Origin of the sequence: Vibrio sinaloensis (assembly GCF_000808535.1) — a bacterium.
Classification (GTDB): Bacteria; Pseudomonadota; Gammaproteobacteria; order Enterobacterales; family Vibrionaceae; genus Vibrio; species Vibrio sinaloensis_D.
Map to the genome: position 1 here is coordinate 75,139 of NZ_JWLV01000017.1, position 20,095 is coordinate 95,233.

General features: G+C 47.1%; 20 protein-coding genes and 1 riboswitch. Of the genes, 11 read left to right on the forward strand and 9 right to left on the reverse strand.

The features are described 5' to 3' along the window. The first annotated feature begins 54 nt into the window (after positions 1-54). The 3 genes from RJ47_RS11775 to RJ47_RS11785 are packed head-to-tail and all read left to right on the forward strand — an operon-like array spanning position 55 to position 3,307. Entirely contained in the window at positions 55-1,176 is a 1,122-nt protein-coding gene (locus RJ47_RS11775; protein ID WP_039483961.1) for an ABC transporter ATP-binding protein, read from the forward strand. Continuing rightward, entirely contained in the window at positions 1,173-2,453 is a 1,281-nt protein-coding gene (locus tag RJ47_RS11780; protein WP_039483962.1) for an ABC transporter permease, read from the forward strand. Before RJ47_RS11775 ends, RJ47_RS11780 begins: the two co-directional genes overlap by 4 nt. Before the next feature lie 2 nt (positions 2,454-2,455). Beyond that, a complete protein-coding gene (locus RJ47_RS11785; RefSeq protein WP_005469635.1) occupies positions 2,456-3,307 on the forward strand; it encodes an ABC transporter permease in 852 nt (283 codons plus the stop codon). A gap of 120 nt (positions 3,308-3,427) precedes the next feature. On the opposite strand, the gene RJ47_RS11790 is transcribed toward RJ47_RS11785, so the two are convergent. From RJ47_RS11790 to RJ47_RS11800, 3 genes are all read right to left on the reverse strand, one after another. Next, a complete protein-coding gene (locus RJ47_RS11790; protein WP_039483963.1) occupies positions 3,428-4,135 on the reverse strand; it encodes an SDR family oxidoreductase in 708 nt (235 codons plus the stop codon). Further along, positions 4,135-5,682 (reverse strand): cryptochrome/photolyase family protein, encoded by a 1,548-nt coding sequence (locus RJ47_RS11795; protein ID WP_039483964.1) that lies wholly within the window; start codon positions 5,680-5,682, stop codon positions 4,135-4,137. Before RJ47_RS11795 ends, RJ47_RS11790 begins: the two co-directional genes overlap by 1 nt. An 85-nt stretch (positions 5,683-5,767) precedes the next feature. Next, positions 5,768-6,667: a helix-turn-helix domain-containing protein gene (locus RJ47_RS11800; protein ID WP_039483965.1), complete on the reverse strand. Its 900-nt coding sequence runs from the start codon at positions 6,665-6,667 to the stop codon at positions 5,768-5,770. A 179-nt stretch (positions 6,668-6,846) separates the two neighbouring features. Here RJ47_RS11800 and RJ47_RS11805 point away from each other — a divergent pair, with 179 nt between their 5' ends. Beyond that, positions 6,847-8,049 carry a sugar efflux transporter gene (locus tag RJ47_RS11805; RefSeq protein ID WP_038135982.1) on the forward strand — a complete coding sequence of 401 codons (1,203 nt, stop codon included), beginning with the start codon at positions 6,847-6,849 and terminating at the stop codon, positions 8,047-8,049. Here the strand turns inward: RJ47_RS11805 and RJ47_RS11810 are convergent. The 5 genes from RJ47_RS11810 to kdgR all read right to left on the reverse strand — a co-directional run bounded on the left by RJ47_RS11810 (position 8,046) and on the right by kdgR (position 13,129). Continuing rightward, complete coding sequence (locus RJ47_RS11810; protein WP_052237944.1) at positions 8,046-8,549, reverse strand: nucleotidyltransferase family protein; 504 nt, start codon at positions 8,547-8,549, stop codon at positions 8,046-8,048. The two genes, RJ47_RS11805 and RJ47_RS11810, sit on opposite strands and share 4 nt — an antisense overlap. Before the next feature lie 117 nt (positions 8,550-8,666). Beyond that, entirely contained in the window at positions 8,667-9,323 is a 657-nt protein-coding gene (gene ribB / locus RJ47_RS11815) for a 3,4-dihydroxy-2-butanone-4-phosphate synthase (RefSeq protein WP_039474971.1), read from the reverse strand. Between the two features lie 106 nt (positions 9,324-9,429). Continuing rightward, positions 9,430-9,588: riboswitch (FMN riboswitch) on the reverse strand. 98 nt (positions 9,589-9,686) lie between these two features. After that, entirely contained in the window at positions 9,687-10,388 is a 702-nt protein-coding gene (locus RJ47_RS11820) for a 3'-5' exonuclease (protein WP_039483969.1), read from the reverse strand. 2 nt (positions 10,389-10,390) lie between these two features. Next, positions 10,391-12,259: a DUF294 nucleotidyltransferase-like domain-containing protein gene (locus tag RJ47_RS11825; protein ID WP_039483971.1), complete on the reverse strand. Its 1,869-nt coding sequence runs from the start codon at positions 12,257-12,259 to the stop codon at positions 10,391-10,393. 84 nt (positions 12,260-12,343) lie between these two features. After that, positions 12,344-13,129 (reverse strand): DNA-binding transcriptional regulator KdgR, encoded by a 786-nt coding sequence (gene kdgR, locus RJ47_RS11830; protein ID WP_039483973.1) that lies wholly within the window; start codon positions 13,127-13,129, stop codon positions 12,344-12,346. A 254-nt stretch (positions 13,130-13,383) separates the two neighbouring features. Between kdgR and kduD the strand changes: the two genes are divergently transcribed. The 6 genes from kduD to RJ47_RS11860 all read left to right on the forward strand — a co-directional run bounded on the left by kduD (position 13,384) and on the right by RJ47_RS11860 (position 17,474). After that, entirely contained in the window at positions 13,384-14,145 is a 762-nt protein-coding gene (gene kduD, locus RJ47_RS11835; RefSeq protein WP_039483975.1) for a 2-dehydro-3-deoxy-D-gluconate 5-dehydrogenase KduD, read from the forward strand. 30 nt (positions 14,146-14,175) lie between these two features. Continuing rightward, positions 14,176-14,688, forward strand: a complete 513-nt coding sequence (locus RJ47_RS11840) for a YgjV family protein (protein WP_039483977.1) — start codon at positions 14,176-14,178, stop codon at positions 14,686-14,688. A gap of 19 nt (positions 14,689-14,707) precedes the next feature. Continuing rightward, on the forward strand, positions 14,708-15,028 hold the full coding sequence (locus RJ47_RS11845; protein ID WP_039483980.1) for a cupin domain-containing protein: 321 nt from the start codon (positions 14,708-14,710) through the stop codon (positions 15,026-15,028). 39 nt (positions 15,029-15,067) lie between these two features. Next, positions 15,068-15,703, forward strand: a complete 636-nt coding sequence (locus RJ47_RS11850; protein ID WP_039483982.1) for an RpiB/LacA/LacB family sugar-phosphate isomerase — start codon at positions 15,068-15,070, stop codon at positions 15,701-15,703. Between the two features lie 196 nt (positions 15,704-15,899). Continuing rightward, on the forward strand, positions 15,900-16,829 hold the full coding sequence (locus RJ47_RS11855; RefSeq protein WP_039483984.1) for a sugar kinase: 930 nt from the start codon (positions 15,900-15,902) through the stop codon (positions 16,827-16,829). Positions 16,830-16,844: 15 nt separating this feature from the next. Next, positions 16,845-17,474: a bifunctional 4-hydroxy-2-oxoglutarate aldolase/2-dehydro-3-deoxy-phosphogluconate aldolase gene (locus RJ47_RS11860; protein WP_039483986.1), complete on the forward strand. Its 630-nt coding sequence runs from the start codon at positions 16,845-16,847 to the stop codon at positions 17,472-17,474. 61 nt (positions 17,475-17,535) lie between these two features. Here the strand turns inward: RJ47_RS11860 and RJ47_RS11865 are convergent, their stop codons facing one another. After that, entirely contained in the window at positions 17,536-19,263 is a 1,728-nt protein-coding gene (locus RJ47_RS11865) for a sodium:solute symporter family transporter (RefSeq protein ID WP_039483988.1), read from the reverse strand. A gap of 126 nt (positions 19,264-19,389) precedes the next feature. On the opposite strand from RJ47_RS11865, the gene RJ47_RS11870 reads away from it, so the two are divergent. Beyond that, the gene (locus tag RJ47_RS11870) at positions 19,390-20,085 is read left to right on the forward strand and encodes an oligogalacturonate-specific porin KdgM family protein (protein WP_039483990.1); all 696 of its coding nucleotides are present in this window, start codon (positions 19,390-19,392) and stop codon (positions 20,083-20,085) included. Positions 20,086-20,095: the final 10 nt, after the last annotated feature.

The window sequence follows — 20,095 nt, forward strand, 5'->3', positions numbered from 1 at the left end:
TTAAGCTGTTTACCTAGCTGGATTGGGTGATTGATTTGTCGAAAAGGAACAACCATGACAATGCATAAAGAGTACGTCAGCTTTCAGCACGTTCAGAAAACCTACGATGGTGAAAACTTGGTGGTAAAGGATTTTAACTTAGACATCAAACCCGGCGAGTTTGTCACCATGCTTGGGCCGTCTGGCTCTGGAAAAACCACCTGTTTGATGATGTTGGCAGGTTTCGAAACCGCTACGGGCGGCGAAATCTACATTGATGGCACGCCGGTCAATAATCTTGCACCGCATAAACGAGACATTGGTATGGTGTTTCAAAACTATGCGTTGTTCCCACACATGACGATTGCAGAAAACCTCGCCTTTCCGCTCAAGGTCAGAAAATTGCCTTCGGAAGAGGTCTCGCGCAAAGTCGATGCCGCTTTGAAAATGGTAGAGCTTGAGCATGTGGCGAACCGCTACCCAAAGCAGCTTTCAGGTGGTCAGCAGCAGCGTGTTGCGTTGGCGCGAGCATTGGTGTTTGAGCCAAAACTGGTGTTAATGGATGAGCCTTTAGGGGCACTCGACAAGCAGCTTCGAGAGCAAATGCAACTTGAGATCAAGCACTTGCATGAGAAGTTAGGCATTACCATTTTGTACGTGACCCATGATCAGGATGAAGCCTTGACCATGTCTGATCGCATTGCGGTGTTTAATCACGGCGCGGTTCAGCAGTTGGCGTCGCCGACGGATCTGTACGAATCACCCAGCAATGCCTTTGTGGCGCAGTTTATTGGCGAAAACAACCAACTCTTCGGTACGGTTGAGGCGCTTGATTGTAACCATTGCTTAGTTCAGGTTGGACCGCAGCAACTGTCGGCGAAAGCGGTAAGTGTGAGTGATGTTGGCGAGCCGACATTGTTGTCGATACGTCCTGAGAAAATCAGTATTACGCCGGAACTGGATGGGTGTGATAACCAAGTAACGGGCACTTTGAAAGAGCTGATTTATCACGGCGATCACCATCGTCTGGTCGTCAGTGTTTCGGGTGTGGGCGATCTGGTGGTTAAGGTCACCAACGGTCATCGCCATTCGCAAGCGTTTAAGCTCGGAGGGGTCTTTGCGATCGGCTGGAACCGCCAAGATTGTCATGCGCTTGATTGTCCGAAAGAGTCCTTTGAGCAGGAGGAAGTGGCATGAGCTGTGAACTGAGTGGACTTGCTTCGGTCATTTCCTTGCAAAGAAAGCTGGCTAAACCTAAGCCAGATCTTAAATCTCAATTGAAGCGTGCTGAACGACAGAAACAGATTCGATCCCTTTTGCTTATTCTTCCTTTGGTCTGTTTTATTTGCGTCACCTTTGCTTTTCCAATCGTTGAGATGCTGTATCGCAGTGTCGACAATCAAGCGGTACCGAGTGGTTTTCCTCAAACGGCAAAAGTGATCAAACAGTGGGACTATCAAGGTTTGCCAAGCGTGGCGATCCAGCAGCAATTTATGCAAGAGCTGAAGGCGCGCTATCAAGATAAAACACTGCCTAAACTGGCTAATCGATTGAATATCGAAGTGTCGGGAATGCGCAGTTTAATGATGAAAACGGGGCGAAAACTGGCGAAGTTAGAGCGCCTTCCTGTCAGCGCGGAGGAGATACAACAACTCGATAAACGTTGGGCTAAGCCGCACTATTGGTCGGCATTGAAGACCTTAAGCTCTCCTTACACCTTGAGTTATTACCTTGCCGCGCTCGATATGCGTTATGACGACCAAGGTAACATCAGCGCTCAGCCAGAGACGCGCCAAGTCTACGTCGACCTATTTAGCAAGACGTTTGGAATGTCACTCACTATTACTTTGATCTGCTTAGTGATGGCGTATCCGGTGGCTTATCTGCTTGCCAATTTGCCAGACAAGCAGGCGAACTTGTTGCTGATTGTGGTGCTGCTCCCTTTTTGGACCTCGCTATTGGTGAGAACGACATCTTGGATTGTGCTACTGCAAAACCAAGGAGTGATCAATGATGTGTTGATTTGGTCTGGGGTGACTTCCGAACGGCTGGCGATGGTACACAATACCTTTGGCACCATTGTCGCCATGGTTCATATCCTGCTGCCGTTTATGATATTGCCTCTCTACAGTGTCATGAAGGGCATCAGCCCCAGTTACTTTCGCGCCGCTAGGTCATTAGGTGCGACGCCAGCGACCGCTTTCATTAAGGTTTACATGCCGCTCACTCTACCAGGCATTGGCGCGGGGGCGCTGCTGACGTTCATTCTTTCCATCGGTTTTTACATTACGCCTGCGCTGGTTGGAGGACGAAGTGGGCAAATGATTTCAAACATGATCGCGTATCACATGCAGACGTCACTGAACTGGGGGATGGCAGCTGCGCTAGGTGGATTACTTCTGGCTGTGGTGCTGGTGCTGTTTTACCTCTTTAATCGTGTCGTTGGTATTAACAATATTAAGGTAGGAGGTTAATTATGGCACTGCCGAGCTACTGTAGTGGCCGCGAGCGCGTTGCGTATTATGGCTACTTAGGGTTTTGTACTTTGGTGTTTTTGTTTCTGATTGCGCCAATCTTAATCATTATTCCGCTCTCATTTAACGCCACCCCCTATTTTACCTTTACCGAAGGAATGTTGAGTTTGGATCCTGAGGCGTATTCGATTCGTTGGTACGTGGATATGTTTTCTAACCAGCAGTGGATCAACGCCCTGAAAAACAGCACCCTGATTGCGATTTGCGCCACTATTGTAGCCACAGCGTTGGGTACGTTGGCGGCGATGGGGCTCGCGGCGAACAATGTCCCATTTCGCAATACCATTATGGCGTTTTTGATTTCACCGATGATTGTTCCTGTGATCATTTCTGCCGCTGCAATGTACTTTTTCTACACGCGGTTAGACCTTTCCCAAACCTTTGTAGGCATTGTGCTGGCTCATGCTGCGTTAGGGACGCCCTTTGTGGTGATTACTGTAACGGCGACCTTGAGTGGCTTCGATCATAGTTTAGTTAGAGCAGCGTACAGCCTAGGAGCCAATCCCATTTACGCGTTTCGCCACGTGACTTTTCCTCTTATCCGTCCGGGAATGATCTCAGGTGGCTTGTTTGCGTTCGGGACATCGTTTGATGAAGTGGTGGTGGCGCTGTTTATTACCGGCGTCGAGCAGAGAACGGTCCCAAGACAGATGTGGTCCGGGATCCGAGAACAGATCAGTCCGACCATTTTGGCCGTCGCGAGCTTGTTGATTTTGATGTCGGTACTGTTGCTCGTCACCCTAGAAATGTTGCGTAGACGCAATGCGCGCATAAGGGGGATTAGCGAGTCGTAACTTCTGTGATTGTTGGGCAAAAGCGGTAAGGTCACCATCCAGGTATTGTAGGCTTCAACTCCCGTCCTTACCTTTTCCATCGCGCTTCGACTCTTCTTCGAAGCGCTTTTTTGTTTTTGGCTACCAGGGCAATCGCTCTCCGTCATAGGCGATAAAGCTGCCACTGTCGCTCGCCTTGAGTGAGTGCAAAATAGTTATCAACTGAGTCGCCACATAATTTGGCGTGAAGAGTTTTCCCTCAGGCACGTTGGTTTGGAACGGCTTAGACAATTGGGTATCGGTGGTGCCAGGGTGAAGCGCAACCACCACGCTTTTGGGCATTAAGCGCCCCCATTCAATGGCGATGGATTTGAGAGTCATGTTGAGGGCTGCTTTGGAACTTCGGTAACTGTACCAACCGCCGAGTTGATTGTCGGTAATGCTGCCGACCTTGGCCGAGACGGTGGCAAGGCAGGGGTGAGCGCTTTTTCTCAACAAAGGCTGGAAATGTTTGGCAATTAGCAGAGTAGGCAAACAGTTGACCGCCATACTTTTGAGGAAGAAATCTGGGTTTATTGAGGCAAGGTTCTTTTCTGGTTTTTGGTACTGTGTATGCAGCATTCCCACGCAGTTGATGATCCAATCCAATTGCTCAAACTGCTGGGCGAGTTGCTTAATGCTGGCTTCGTCCTCGACATCAAGTGGATACCAGCGAACTGGGCTCTGCTGATGCTCTGGCTGGTTACGGTGATAGGTAGCAGCGACGTCAACTTGCGGGTAGTGGCTAGCAAGGTGGTTGACGATGGCCTGACCGATACCGCCGCTTCCTCCGATTACGAGTACTTTCATTACAGCTCCTCCAAACGTTGAAGATTACGTTCTGCGGTCTCTAAAATGGCATGTTGTGCTTCATCGCTCATCTTGTCCCAATTGCGGTATATCATGCCGATGCGAGGAAGAGTGCCAATTCGATCTCGATGTCTGACCATAAAATGCCAGTAGAGGCTGTTAAGTGGGCACGACGTTGGGCCACTTTTTTGGTTTACTTTGTAGCGGCACGATTTGCAGTAGTCACTCATTCGATTGATGTAAGCACCACTGGCTGCGTAGGGTTTGGTTCCTACGATCCCGCCATCGGCGTACAGTGCCATGCCTCGCGTGTTGGGCATCTCAACCCACTCGATGGCATCTATGTAAATACCCAAATACCACTCATCGACTTCATCAGGGTTGATCCCCGCCAGCAGTGTGAAGTTGCCAGTCACCATAAGGCGCTGGATGTGATGAGCGTAGGCATGCTCCAGAGATTGGCCAACCACTTGGTTAAGGCAGTTCATCCCACTCTTGCCTGTCCAGAAGTAATTTGGCAGTGGGCGTTTTGCATCAAAATGATTTCGCGTTTTGTATTGGGGCATGTTTGCCCAGTAGACCGCGCGAATGTATTCCCGCCAACCGATAATTTGACGCACAAACCCCTCAATCTGCGACAATGAAATGTCGCCGTTGGCCTTTTCGAAATAGGTGATGGCACTAGTGACAACTTCAAGAGGGGAAATCAACTTACTGTTAAGGGCGAAAGAGAGTCGACTGTGATACAAGCTCCAACTTGCTGGGTGACGGTCTGTCATGGCATCTTGGAAAAAACCAAATCGCGGCAAGCAGTGCTGGCAGAAATGCGCCAATAAATTAAGAGCTTGGCTACGATTGATAGGCCAAATCAGTGGGTTGGAGACATCACCTATGTTTTTCACCTTGTGGCGTTCAAGTCTTGCCAGAATATCGCTGACATCTGTGGCAAACATCAGTGGGTTCGGGATCGCCTCTAGGTCGTCCTCTTTAAACGCGTTGCGATTGTTGGCATCTAAATTCCATTTTCCCCCAACCGGTTTGTCGCCTTCCATGAGTAGATTGAAGCGTCGGCGCATTTTGCGGTAAAAGTGCTCCATCAAGATGTGTTTACCGGCCGGAAAAGCCTCGGCAATTTCCTCAAACGGGAACAGGAAGTGCTCGCTATCCACCATAGTGCTCGTCACCCCTTCAATAGCGAGCGCCTCTAGCTGCTTGAGCAAACGGTATTCATCGGGGCGTTGATACTCAAGGTGAGTGGCTTGATGTTGCTCGACAAGGCTTGCAAGCAAGTGAGGCAAGTCTTGATGTTGTTCACTCTGATCTAAGTCGAGATAGAGCACCTGATGGCCGAGTTGCTTAAGCTCGTCGGCAAAACTGGTCATGGCCGCAAAGAAGGCGCAGTGCTTTTGAATGTGGTGAGTGGTGTAACTCGCTTCCTGATGGAGTTCAGCGATAACATACAACACGCTGTCGTCTTGGTGCTGAAACCAAGAGTGCTTGATATTGAGTTGGTCACCTAAGATGAGGCGGATGGTGGTCATGTTCATTCATTTGCTTAACAGAGTTTAATACCCTTACGCAGCGGTGCTCTATTGGGATCAGGCAATGACGTGCTTTGACGGAAAGTTTGTCCTATTTTATCGCCTGTTGGAACTGGTTGCGAAACTGGGTTGGTGTCATCTCTTTCACCGTTTTGAACTGGCGATTAAAGTTTGAAAGGTTTTGAAAGCCTGTGTTTTCGGCCACCAACGCAATAGGTAACGATGTACTTGCTAGCAGCTCACAGGCTTTGCCGATGCGAAACTGTTTGATGTGATCCGAAAAGCTCACCCCATAGTGCTTTTCAAACAGACGATACGCAGAGCTTTCACTCATGTGCAGGCTTTTACTTAAATCGGAGATGCGTATCGCTTTGGCGTAGTTTTCCTCAATATAGTGTGTGGCTAATTGCACTTTTTGCCGCGCTTCGCGGTTGCCAGATAACTGGCTAATTCGATAAGGAGAGGCGGAAAGTTTCTCTGACTGCCCATCACCGGCAAGTAACAGCAACACTTCTATCACCCGAACCGCCTGAAAGGCTCGATTTAGGTTTTCGATTCCAGTCAACAGGTCAGACACCTGCTGCGAAACGGTAGGGCTGAATTTGAGGCCATAGGCAGAGTCTTCGAGTAAGCGTTTGATGTTTCGAGCTTCTGGAATTGTGGCTTGCAGTTTTTCTATCCAGTGATGTTTGAGCCAGACAATGACGGAGTGATGCGGTTTTTCATCGGAGCCATTGAGCTGACCTGTGATCATATGAGGTAGCCCCGGACCATAAAGCAATAGGGTGTTGTGGCCAATGGAGCCGACCGAATCTCCGGCAAAATAGTTCCCGTTAAAGACGTTATCTGGGTCTTGATAAAGCACCAGTTCGTATTCGGTGTGATAGTGCCATGAGCAGGCAAATTCTTCTTTTTTGATTCGGCAATGATACTCGCGCACGATCCAATCGTTGCTCGGTGTGTCCATCACATTTTCAATATACGGCTTCATCGCTCAGCTCCTAATCTGACCAACCAAGATTAGGGTAACTGTTGCTTTTCTGTCAAAGGAGTTTGGTAAGTTGAAGGATTAGTATTAGAGGTAGCTCGAATACTATCAATGGGCCTGCATATCTTTGATTAAACTGTAGCCTCACTAACTCACACACTTAACTCAAAGGAGCCCCACATATGTTGAAAGATAAAACAGCATTGTTGTTTATCATCACCGCGTTCGTTACTGGTTTATGCGGGGCCTTTTTTTATCCGCTATCGAGTTTGTTCATTGTCGAAGAATTGGGTGCATCGCCGATGATGCTGAGCCTTTATATGGTGATGGCGGTTGTCAGTGCGGTGGTAGTGTCGCAGCTGATCGCAAGACAATCAGATAAGAACTGGAAGCGCAAAACGATTTTGCTGGTGGCGCTGACTTGCTATCTCATCACTGTATCGAGCTTTATCGTGGTGCGGGATTATTGGCTCGCCATCACCATCGCGACTGTGTTTGGTAGCGTCAGTGGCGCCGCATTTGGGCAGCTGTTTGCTTTGGGGCGCGAGTACGGCGATCGCTATGTCGAAGACAGCACCACCTTCCTGTCAACCATGCGTGCTGGTATTGCCATTGCGTGGGTGTTCGGTCCTCCATTAGCATTTATGCTTAAAGCGAGCTTTGGCTACAATGCGTCGTTTGGTGTTTCGGCGACGATTGTCAGTGTCTCCATTTTGGTGATTGCTAAGTACTTGCCCAATGGCGTTGTTAAACAAGATTCAGAAGAAGAACCACAAGCGGTCACTAAAGCTCCTCAAACGGCCAATCATTTGATTGCTGTCTATTGCTTGGTGGTGGTGTTTGCCTTCGCAGCGAACAACCTTTACATCACCAGTATGCCGCTTTACTTATCGCAAGAATTAATGGTGGATCCAAGTTGGCTAGGGATTCTATTTGGCGCGGGAGCACTGTGTGAAATTCCAATTATGCTTGGCGCAGGTAGGCTAGCAGAGCGGGTAGGGACCATCAAACTGTTGATGATGGGCATTGCAAGTGGCATCGCGTTCTATTTCGTGATGCTGATGAGTACCAGCTTCGCCGCCATGCTTGCTGCGCAACTGCTGAATGGCTTCTTTATCGGTGTGTGCGCCACGCTTGGAATGGTGGTGCTTCAAGATATGATGAAAGATCGCTTGGGCACGGCATCAACCTTGTTCTCAAATATGCTTAACGTCAGCATGCTGGTGGCGAGCCTTTCCGTCGGTGTGGTTGGAGAGCTGTTTAACTACTACAGCACCTTGTATGTCTCGTTCGCAGGTTCCATTGCAGCACTGATTTTATTGGCACTGTTTGCGGCGATAGAAACGAAGCATCGTCAGTCACAAAGCAACGTCGTCGCTGCTTAAACCGAGTTCCTTACGACAGTAAGCTTTGGCCAAAGTGTTAACCAGTTTTTACTCGTGACTCTTTGGTCAAAGCTGCTGATGTCTCGCTTGGGGTTATGCGTGATATGCAGAGCGAACAAAGATTCGTAACCAAACGCGCTGATGCATTCGACCATTCCATCCGCGTTAATTTTGGCAGCGACAGCGGTCTCTTTCTCTGGCCAGTAACTCATGGCATCAACCACATCCAAATAGGGCTTATCTCCATTTCGCTCGTGCATGCGGGCTTGATTTCGCACTTGCCAAGTAAGCTCTGGCATCTGTTCGCTGAGTTGCGCTTCAATCGCCAGATCTTGCGCCGCATCTAGGTTTTCAGAGTCGAAATAGATCACATCGATATCATTCAACGGCGTTGAGTTTGTGTGGTGATGAAGCGTGTCCCAGACAAGATTTCGCACGAATCCAGCGGCGATGTAACCTTGAGGTAAGTTGAAGCTAGAGACTAAGCGTAGAATCGCCATGCGTTGCGAGTCTTGTTCAATAAGGCGTTGTAATTGGATGTTCAAGGTCGTCACTGCCGCAGTTGGTTAGCGAGAAAATGCCAAGCACGCAGGAGAGTCCGCGCACTTGGCTCTGGTTTACGCCAGTTTGAGATCGAACTGTTGGCGGTATAGCACCATGTCTTCAATCGTTAGCACTGGCATATTGTGCAGCTTACCAAAGGCGACGATTTCTGGCGTTTTCGCCATGCTACCATCTGGGTTGGTCACTTCACAAAGCACACCAGCAGGCTGTAACCCTGCCATCTGCATTAGATCGATGGTACCTTCTGTATGTCCACGACGTGTCAGTACGCCACCTTTGCGTGCACGAAGCGGAAATACGTGGCCCGGGCGAGCCAGATCAGACGGCTTCGCAGTTGGATTTGCCGCCGTTTTAATCGTTGTCACGCGATCTTGCGCGGAGACACCTGTGGTTACGCCTACTTTCGCTTCAATTGATACGGTAAATGCGGTTTGGTTGGCGCTGTTGTTGTTCTCAACCATTGGCGTGAGCTCTAGACGATCCGCTTGCTCTTCTGGCAAACATAGGCAAACGATGCCGCTGCATTCGCGAATCATTAACGCCATTTGAGCGGTGGTCAGAGATTCCACCGAATAAATAATATCGCCTTCGTTTTCGCGATCTTCATCATCGAGTAACAACACACCACGACCTTCTTTTAAGGCGATAAGTGCATTTTCAACGCGGGTAATTGGGTCACCGAATTCGGCGAGTAAAGAGGACTGATTCATGGTTAACTCCTAAAATATCACCAGAATCAGGGCATATATGAGCACTAGAGTCCTAAAACTCCAGCCAAAACGAAAGGCATCACCAAAGATGACTTCGGTGATGTATTTTCATTCTCTCTCATCCGGACTGTAACCGTCGGCTCTGGCTTCTCACCAGATCTGCTGACCTCGACGAATCGAGCGCTCGCGGGCTTGTTGTTTCATCATTAATAGTGAAGAACAACTTACCGCCGGTGGGGAATTTCGCCCCGCCCTGAGAATAAATTAAACGTTTGCTTATTGTAAGCGTTGAGCATTGTATCGATTCTGTTAGAAAGTTCAATCGTCACTGGAAATGGGATGGTCGCTCTGAACTATTCAGGTTTAGCACTGCGCCTCGCGAATCGTGATAGCGTGCAAGTTGAGCTTTTTAACTTGCACCAAAAAAATTTCAGCACACCCTAAGGCATCACTTGCCGCTGAATGAGATTGATATCTCGGCAAGCGATAGTGCTGTCTAAGGTCGTCGAGCTGGTAGCTGGCATGTTGCTCTGTTTTTCCGGAATAACTGTAGCGTTTCTCTAGTTTCAGTGTATCGAGGTAGTAACATGGGAGTTGTTCGAGCTGGAAGTAGTCGTGAAAATAGGCGTCTAAAAACTGCTTCTCGATATGGCTGCAATGTGCAAGGATCACCTTACCTTTAATCCGATCTAGAACCCGCGCCATAGCTTCGTGGATATTGACTCCCAAGGCCAATTGAGCAGGTGTGAGTTCATTGATTTGTGCCGAAACCGCTTTGACATGTTCACCGTGTGTAACGAGCAGCTCTTCACTACTAGATAGATCAATTCCGTGGACATCGAGATCAATCATGCCGATAGACAGTATTTTGTCTTCGCGGGATAGACCTGTCGTCTCGATATCGATAGCGACGTAGCGAGCGTCTGAAAGCGTGGTGTCGATATTACACAACGGCGTCGAGATAAAGTCGGAAAGTTCGTCTGGCCAATGCTCTTCTGGCACCGTGGATTGCCGAACTTGCTCTAAATCTCGAGTCTTTTTTCTGTTAAACCATCGTGTCCACATTTTTACCTACCTTGCACAAATTTAAGTTTGGCTGAATCTTGCAGCTCGCTGATGATTTTAAATGCCTCTTTTAGGTGCTTTCGCTCAAAACTACTGAACTCTTGCGGATCGATGTGATTGTCGGGCGTTTTGCCTGCATTAATGGCATTAAGTTGATGACGAAATCTCACTTGAGAAATAAAACGAAAGGCACCGATGATATTGTCACAACCATCTTGAGATAAGGTTCCGGCGCTAACGGCAAAACGAAAACGTTCCTCTGTACCCGTAAGTGAGCCACCTCCTGCTAGGCTGAAGATCCTCGCCAGATCGATGATGAGATTAAGCGCATATTTCTTGATGTTTAAGGTGTTGGAATTGGTGCCACTTTTCTCTAGAACCAAGTTGTTGAAGATGCCTAACGGCGGTTGAGTATCGATAGCATCATTAACGAGTGCTGGTATGAAATTGGAACTTGAATGTATGCACTGGTGCATAAAGTGCTGGATTTGCTCTACAAAGTCACTGTTTCCATGTATTGCTCTGACTTCCAGAAAAACACTGATACTCAATAATTTATTGTACTCTGGGCTCGATACCCACTTTTGATAATAGTGTTTCCAGCGGCTAACGGGCTGACACCATTTTGGTGATGCGGCCATATACTTTCCGTCACACAGAGGGTAGCCGCATGCCGCTAAGCCATTGCATACTCGCATCGCGAGATGTGTGAAATACATCATGTCGTCATCCGTCGCTTCATCTGAAAGAACAATGGCGCTGTCTTGATCTGACAGCATATGGACTTCGTTTCTGGCATGCGATCCTGCAACTAACCAAGCGTAGTCACATGGAGGGGGACCAAGTAAATCCTCGGTTAACTGGATGATTCGTCGAGTAAACGCATCCATAATCATCGACATTACTTGGCCTTGGATCTCGGCACTGATGCCACTTTCAACCAACGCATGGAAAATGGTCTCTTTCTCTCCCTTTAACGCGGCAAGCGCTGTCACGGAGTTGGCGTATTTAATTTTCTCGATGAGAAACAGGGATTGCGTCTTGTGATTGTGTACGAGGTGTGTGGTTGTCAACAAACCTGCGACTGCCCCATGTTTAATCACAGGTAAGCAACGGACGTTGTATTGCAGCATCAGTGAAATGGCTTGAATCACTTTGTCATCATGTTTGACAAGAATCGGCTTACGATTCATCACCTGCTTGATTGCGGTGTCGGAGGAGATGTCGTCGGCAATGACATTTCGGGTCATATCTCTGTCTGTGACCATGCCAACGATGTCACTATTATGCATCACGACGGCACATGAGCTGCGTTGTGGACCACACATTTGTTGTGCGACGTGGCGAATGGAGTCTTCATGATCGACGATGGCCACGTTTTCGCTGGCAATCTCTTCCACTTGGCGGAAAAACAGTCCTTTTTCTTCTTTCTGGCTCACGTAGTCGACGGCAGAGCTTAAGCGGATATTCGCTTGGCTGGCAAAGTAGTTAGCAAATTCAGGGTGTTCTATGCAGGTACTTTGTACCACTTGATGAGGAATAAGATAAAGTAAGCTGTCTTCTATGGCGGTCGCTTGATAGCCATCTTCCGCCTTTTCAAGAGGTTTTAGAAACGTGAAACCAAACTGGTCTTCTTCACCTAAGCGTGCTCGAAGCGCTCCCGATTGAGTTCGCTGCTCAATCGCGCCGGTACGAATAATGTAGAGAAACCGATGCTCACAGTGCGAACTGAACTCAATACTCTCCCCTTGTGTGAGGTACTTAACGACGACAGCGTTGGCAAGAGGTTCGACGAGGTGAGTAGGAAGCTTATCAAATGGGTCGATATGCGATAAAAAGTCAGTGATGTTAGGTGTGACCGAGGTAGCCATAAAGCCTCCACAATAAAACGCCGTTTCAAAATGCCAATTGGGTTGAAAAAAAAGCAGCGCATGCGCCGCTTTCGATATCGTCGATTACACTTCTGGGTAGTGTTGGTAACCCAGTTGTTCAGAAACGTTCTTGCCTGCTTTATGCAGTAAGCTCACGTAGTACGACAAGCGTTTTTCATCAAAGCGAATCGTTGGGAATGAAATCGATAGTCCGGCAATCACAACACCAAAACGATCGTAAATCGGAGCGGCAATACAGCGTAGGCCCGGCTCTTGTTCTTCATTGTCTTCAGCATAGTGTTGCTGTTTGACCACACTCAGTTCTGCCAACAGTTGCTCTGTGTTTTCAAGGGTTTTATCCGTGTGTTTGATGAACTCGACCTCTTTAAGAGTATCGCGGATGAACGCTTCTTCACGTTCCGCAAGTAACACTTTACCAATAGCGGTACTGTACAGTGGGTTGCGACGACCAATACGTGATTGCATTCTTAGGTTGTAGCCAGAATCAATTTTATGGATATAGATGATCGCATTCTCGTCAAGCGCGCCTAAGTGCAGTGCTTCATTCGTCTGTTCGGAGATGATTCGCATCTCTTTGTCGGCTAGTGCGATTAAGTCAACATATTCAAGAGATTTAGCCCCTAACTCGAACAGTTTGAGTGTTAGGGAGTATTTGTCCGCTTCACCTTCCTGAGAGACATAGCCCAGAGTTTTCATCGTTTGTAAGAAGCGATAAGTCGTTGCTTTCGACATCATCAAACGTTGTGAAAGTTCAGATACGCCAATTTCCTTTTGCTCACCGAGTGCTTGCAAAATACTGAATACTTTTAATACGGAAGAGACCGCTTCGGGTTGAGTATTTTTTTCCATTGTTCTGCCTTGGTTCTAACCTTTTGGTCGTCATTATACGCCTCGTAATTTGTTCTACCAGTATTTTTAAAAAGCCTTTTCAAAAATTTGAAACCGCTCAATTGTGATTTTTAGAAAAACAAGATCGTCATCAATATTTTTGAAACGCTTTTTCAAAAATAATTGATTGTGTTTTTCAAATGCTGATATGTTTGCTTCACACACAGTGACTCACAAACGGTTAGTCGCTACATTTTACAGCTGAGGATACAAGCATGATTCTTGATTCATTTAATTTAAAAGGCAAAGTTGCCATCGTGACAGGTTGTGATACAGGGCTAGGTCAAGGCATGGCGTTGGGCCTTGCGAATGCCGGGTGTGACATTGTTGGTGTGAACATTACTGAGCCAACAGAAACGATTCAAAAGATCGAAGAGACTGGGCGTAAGTTTGTTGATATCCGTGCGAACTTAATGAAGCTAGACGACATTCCGTCAATTGTTGATCGTGCTGTTACTGAACTTGGCCGCATCGATATTTTGGTCAACAATGCTGGAATCATCCGTCGCAACGACGCGATTGAGTTTTCAGAGCAAGATTGGGATGACGTAATGAACATCAACGTTAAGTCTGTGTTCTTTATGTCTCAAGCTGTCGCGAAGCAGTTTATTGCACAAGGTGAAGGCGGCAAAATCATCAATATCGCTTCTATGCTCTCTTTCCAAGGTGGTATTCGCGTACCTTCATACACTGCGTCTAAAAGTGGTGTTATGGGCGTGACTCGGCTCATGGCGAACGAGTGGGCGAAAGAGAACATCAACGTGAATGCTATTGCACCAGGCTATATGGCGACTAACAATACTGCGGCCCTTCGCGCTGACGAGTCTCGCAATAAAGAGATTGTTGATCGTATTCCTGCAGCACGTTGGGGTACTCCAGAAGACTTAGCTGGTCCGTGTGTATTCTTAGCCTCAAGTGCTTCAGATTACATCAACGGCTATACCATTGCTGTTGATGGTGGCTGGTTATCACGCTAATTCATCGACGAGCATGAAGTGACAACGGATATGGATTCAATAACGCTGGCTCAAGCATTAGGGTTTGTGAGTTTTGCCCTTGGCATCTCCACTTTCTATCAAAAAAATGATCGAAAGCTGAAAATCATGATGTTGTTATTTAATCTAAATCACCTTGTACATTTCTTGCTATTAGGTTCGATTGTCTCAGCGTTGAGTGCGTTGCTCTCTGCGTTGAGAACGGCGACAGCTATTTACATTTCTTCGAAGGCTGTCGCTGCTTTTTATATAACACTGGGTTTGGTTCTCGGTGTCTGTTTTTCTGAAACGTATTGGGATTTGTGGTCGATAGCAGGAATGGTGGTAGGCACCTATTCTGTATTTATGTTGAAGGGTATTCCCATGCGAATCGGCTTTTTAATCGGCGCAACGTGTTGGCTTATTAACAATATCCACGTGGGATCGTTAGGCGGCATGCTGCTAGAGGCTACCGTCATTACGATGAATATAATGACGATCCTTCGTCTTGTTAGAGAACAGAACCAAACCGCAGCAACACATTGATAGGAAACAAGGTAACGCCATGTTTGTACACAACCAAGATATCCAATTAGAAAACCTAGGAGAGGGTATTTCACGTAAAGTTTTAGCGCATAGCGACAATATGATGGCTGTGGAAGTACACTTTGAAAAAGGTGCGATTGGCTCAATGCATAGCCATCCTCATGAGCAACTCACTTACGTTCTTTCAGGTGAGTTTGAGTTCACTATTGGTGACAAAACGGCCATCGTTAAAGCGGGCGATACCATGTACAAAGAGCCGAATGTTGAGCATGGCTGTGTCTGCCTAGAGGCAGGCGTTCTGATTGATAATTTCACGCCAATGCGCAAAGACTTTGTTTAAAATTTAACTTTGAATCGCAGATTTCTGCGGGAGAACACTATGAAAATTGCTCTAATGATGGAAAACAGCCAAGCACCAAAAAATGCGATGGTTGCCGCTGAACTGAACCAAGTTGCGGGTGGACTAGGTCATGACGTATTTAATGTCGGTATGAGGGATGAAAATGATCACCACCTAACGTACATCCATCTTGGTATTATGGCGAGCATTTTACTGAACTCAAAATCCGTTGATTTTGTTGTAACGGGTTGTGGTACTGGCCAAGGCGCGATGATGTCAAGCAACCTCCACCCAGGGGTTGTATGTGGTTATTGCTTAGAGCCGTCAGACGCTTTCTTGTTCAACCAGATCAACAACGGCAACGCGATCTCTTTAGCGTTTGCTAAAGGTTTTGGCTGGGCTGGAGAGCTTAATGTTCGCTACATCTTTGAGAAAGCGTTCACCGGTGAGCGAGGTCAAGGTTATCCAGTAGAGCGCGCTGCACCACAGCAAGCGAACGCTGCTATCCTAAATGATGTCAAAGCGGCGGTAGCGAAAGACGTGATTGAATCTCTACGAGCTATTGACCAAGAGTTGGTGAAAACAGCAGTGGGTGGTGCTCAGTTCCAAGAGTGTTTCTTCTCTAACTGCCAAGTGCCAGAAATGGCAGAGTACGTGAAGTCTTTGATCGACTAGAAACGCACTCACTACTCATTAATCGGGAATAAGTAAAGCTAGCACTCTGTGCTGGCTTTTTTTTGTTTGCCTCATTCTTGGCGCAAAATGGATTGTTAGATCTTGTTCACATTAAAATGAACCGTTGTTTTAAAAAAATATTTTAAGTGGTTTGTTTGTGGGATAATAACCCTATTAAGTGAATTGGAGACTGACTATGAACCCAATAAAACGTGTTGCAGTAATTGGCGAATGCATGGTTGAGCTGAAAAAAATCGATGGCTCAGTTCAACAAAGTTTTGGTGGTGATACGCTAAATACCGCAGTGTATCTTTCTCGACTCACCCATGCCCATGGAGTGAACACTTCTTATGTGACTGGGTTAGGAAAAGATCCTTTCAGTAAAGAAATGATAGAGGCTTGGCAAGAAGAGCACATCAATACTGAGTTGGTGTACCGCTCTGAAACGAAACTTCCGGGTATTTACGCGATTGAGACTGATGAGAGTGGAGAGCGAAGCTTTTACTACTGGCGAAATGATTCTGCAGCAAAATACTGGCTGCGAGAACGCGCACTGCTTTCTTTTGCCAAAGATCTTTGTGCTCATCAAATGGTATATCTAAGTGGTATCAGCTTAGCCATCTTAGCGCCAGATTGCCGTCAGTCTTTGATCAACTTGCTGGCTTTATGTCGCAGAGATGGGGTAAAGATTGTGTTCGACAACAACTTTAGGCCAGCACTATGGGAAAGCAAAGAGCAGGCTCGTGCCCTATACAAAGAAATTCTGTCGATCACGGACATCGCGTTTTTGACTTTCGAAGATGAGCAAGCGCTCTATGGCGATGAGCAAGAACTTGAAGCGATAGAGCGAACACAAGCACTCGGTGTGGAAGAAATTGTCATTAAACGAGGTGGGGAGGCGTGTTATATCGTCACCTCTGAAGGGTGGAATACCGTGGCACCACAAGAGGTAGAACAGATTATTGATACCACCGCTGCCGGGGATTCCTTTAGCGCAGGCTACTTAGCTAAACGTATTTTAGGAGGAACAAGCACCGAAGCGGCCGAAGCCGGCCATGCGGTCGCGGGTACGGTCATTCAACATCGTGGTGCTATCATTGCCAATAAGCTAATGCCAACAATTTAATAAACGGAAATACAAATGAAAACACTTAATCAACAGTTATCAGAAATTAAAGTTGTTCCTGTCATCGCGATTAAAGATGCGTCGAAGGCTGTGAAACTCGCTCAGGTCTTGATCGAAAATGGCTTGCCTTGTGCGGAAGTGACCTTTCGAACCGAACAGGCGGCATTGGCAATGAAAGCCATGCGTGAAGCGTACCCAGATATGCTGATTGGCGCTGGAACCGTTCTAAATACACAACACGTTGACCAAGCGATCGAGGCTGGCGTTGATTTCGTTGTGAGCCCAGGTTTCAACCCTGAAACGGTCAAGTATTGCCAACAGCGCAATGTTGCTATTGTACCGGGAGTCAACAATCCGAGTTTAGTCGAACAAGCCATGGCGATGGGGCTCGATACATTGAAGTTTTTCCCAGCAGAGCCTTCTGGTGGTGTCGCAATGCTCAAGGCACTAACGGCAGTTTACCCAGTTAAGTTTATGCCGACGGGTGGCGTTAGCCCGAGCAATGTAAACGACTACCTAGCCATTAACAGCGTACTGGCTTGTGGTGGTACTTGGATGGTGCCCAATGATTTGATTGACAACGAAAAATGGGATGAGCTGGCAACGCTTGTCTCTGAAGTCGCTGGTGTTATCAACCCACAATAATACAATTTGTGCTTCGCCACTTTGATTTGCGCCTCGTTGATACGAGGCGCTTTTTATTGCCTTAAGCGTGGCTGGTCTTTGGACGATGAATGGAACCATTAAGCCCAAAACCTGACAGAATGATGAGTGTTGCAATAGCAAGGTAAACCCATCTGTCTGAAATTGTTGGAAAAAGCCCAATCATGCCAATACAGAGCCCTAATACAATACATAACTTGCCCAAGTATTGTCCGTGCCTTGCGTCCACTTGAGCTTGCTCTTTCTCAGCTAACGGCGTATTGAGCCGTGTCAGCAATAGCTGGCTTCGTTGTGACGGTTGATAAAACCGCGCTGTCAAACAGAAGAAACCACCAGTAAACACAATATGAGCTGCCAACGTACTGACGATATGTAAATCCACTTGCTCTCGAGGGGTCAGTGCTGCCCAGCCTAGCAATGTTGCCAGTTGATTAACATCGAAGAGAAAGAACATACCTGCCGAGACGATAAGACCAAATAGAATGGTTGCCCATCCCGACCAGTCTGGGGTTCTCAGAAAAATAAGCGCGAGAAGTGACGGGATGGTCAGCGGCATTTGAATGAAAGCGCTAAACAGCATCATCAGCTCAAACAGGCTATAGCGTTCGACCAAACTAAACAGAATTGCCGTTATCGCAGCGATCATCCCACTTGCAATCGTCGCACTCTTACTCATTCGAAGTTGGTCTATTTCACTGGCTTGTGGATTGATTATGGTTTGATAGACGTTGCGCACCACAATCCCTGCGTTTCGATTGAGTGCAGCCGTCATTGGTGCAACCGTTGCTGCTAACATCGCCACCAGCACAAGGCCAAGTAGCCCTTTTGGCATGTATTCAGTGATGAAATACAGGTAAGCGCCATTGTTGGCGGAGTGACCAAGACTTGGAAAAGCGTCATGTAGGTTAATGTTGAGCGCAGCGACGACCCACGACGGCGCAAACCAGAGCACAGGAGCTATCACAAACAAAACGGCGGCAAGAAGGGCCGATTTGGTGGCTTGCGATTCGTTGACAGTGGCAAGAAAGCGGTAGCTGCTGATACTGTTGTTGGTACTGAATGATTGCTGGAGGAGCATCGCACATGCCCAAGCAACGAAGATTTGCCAATACGTAATGTCTTGACCTACCCAATTGGCCCATGATGCTTGCTCAGGTATACCTCCATTTATGTGTAGTTCCTTTAACGCGTATATGCCAACAATCACAGTAATCGCAACAAGCAATATCAGTTGAACGACATTAGTGGCGGATACCGCCCAAGTTCCGCCAGACAGAGCAATGAATGTGACTACTATTGAGATCACGACGATGGTCAGTTGAACGTTAATCATGAAGGTCGCTGCTAAGAATGAGGCCAGCCCGTTTAACCATATGGAGCATGCAATTAACGTGATTGGGAAACTTAGCCAAGTAAAAGCTTGTTCTGAGGTGTTACCAAACCTCAGGCGTATCACTTCCATTGCTGTCTCGACTCTCAGCCGACGGTAACGTTTGGCGAAATAAGCGGCGGCAACAAAGAACCCAAGTGCGTTTCCCCAAAAAACAAACAGGATGCTTATCCCATCTTCATAGGCTTTTGCTGCGGCGCCAGTGAATGTCCACGCCGAAAACTGTGTCATAAAGGCGGTCGCACCGGCCATCCACCAAACCATGGAGCCGCCCCCTTGAATAAAGCTACTCGACGAGGTTGCAAACTTTCTAAACAGATATGCGGCAAAGCCAATAAAGGCGAAATAACCGACGATAATTACCCAATCTAGCTGCGTCACATTTTTTTCCTTTCAATTTTAAAACGCTGTTTTAAAGATCACAATTTGAACAGGTGTCTCTTCAGATTTGTGTTTCTCTCTATATATTAAAACTAAGTTTACTATAAAACAAAACGGTGTTTTAAAATGAAAATAAAACTGTTAACCCTATCCATCCTATTCGCGGTGACTTCAACTGCGGCATCTGCTGCCTCTATCAACTTACGACATGAATTCATGCCAGATCGTGATGGTGACAAGCATCGTGACAGAATTACGGTGTCTCACCGTTTTGAAAATGGCATTGGTTTTTCCGTTGAGGCTAAGTGGCGCCACGATGACGATCAGTTTATGTCGGGAATGAAGAGTGGTGGCCATGAAGTCGGTGTTAGCTACAACTATCAATTGACAGAAAACTGGACGCTTCAACCTTCTTATGCAGCGGATGCATCAAGCTCATCAACTACGCATAAATACAACCTACGCGCGATAACAAAGTTGACCGATAACTGGGGCGCTAATGTGCGTTATCGATATGGCGATCAGCGACGTGTTAATGGTGACAATTCAAGCTATCACCAGTGGAACGTGGTCACGGACTATCGCTTAAGCTGGGGTAAGGTCGGCGTTGATCTTGAATACAAAGATTTGGAGTCGGGAGCGGGTGGTTGGAAAGACAAAGATCGCGACCATTTAGTGAACTTCTTTGCCGAATATAGCCAGCTGTCGAGTGGGTGGGTTCCGTTCGTTGAAGTCGGAGCATTGACCTTTGATAAAGACAATGACGGTTATAAAGACGACTACGCAATGCGTTATCGTTTTGGCGTGAAATACAGCTTTTAAGGAGTCGGCA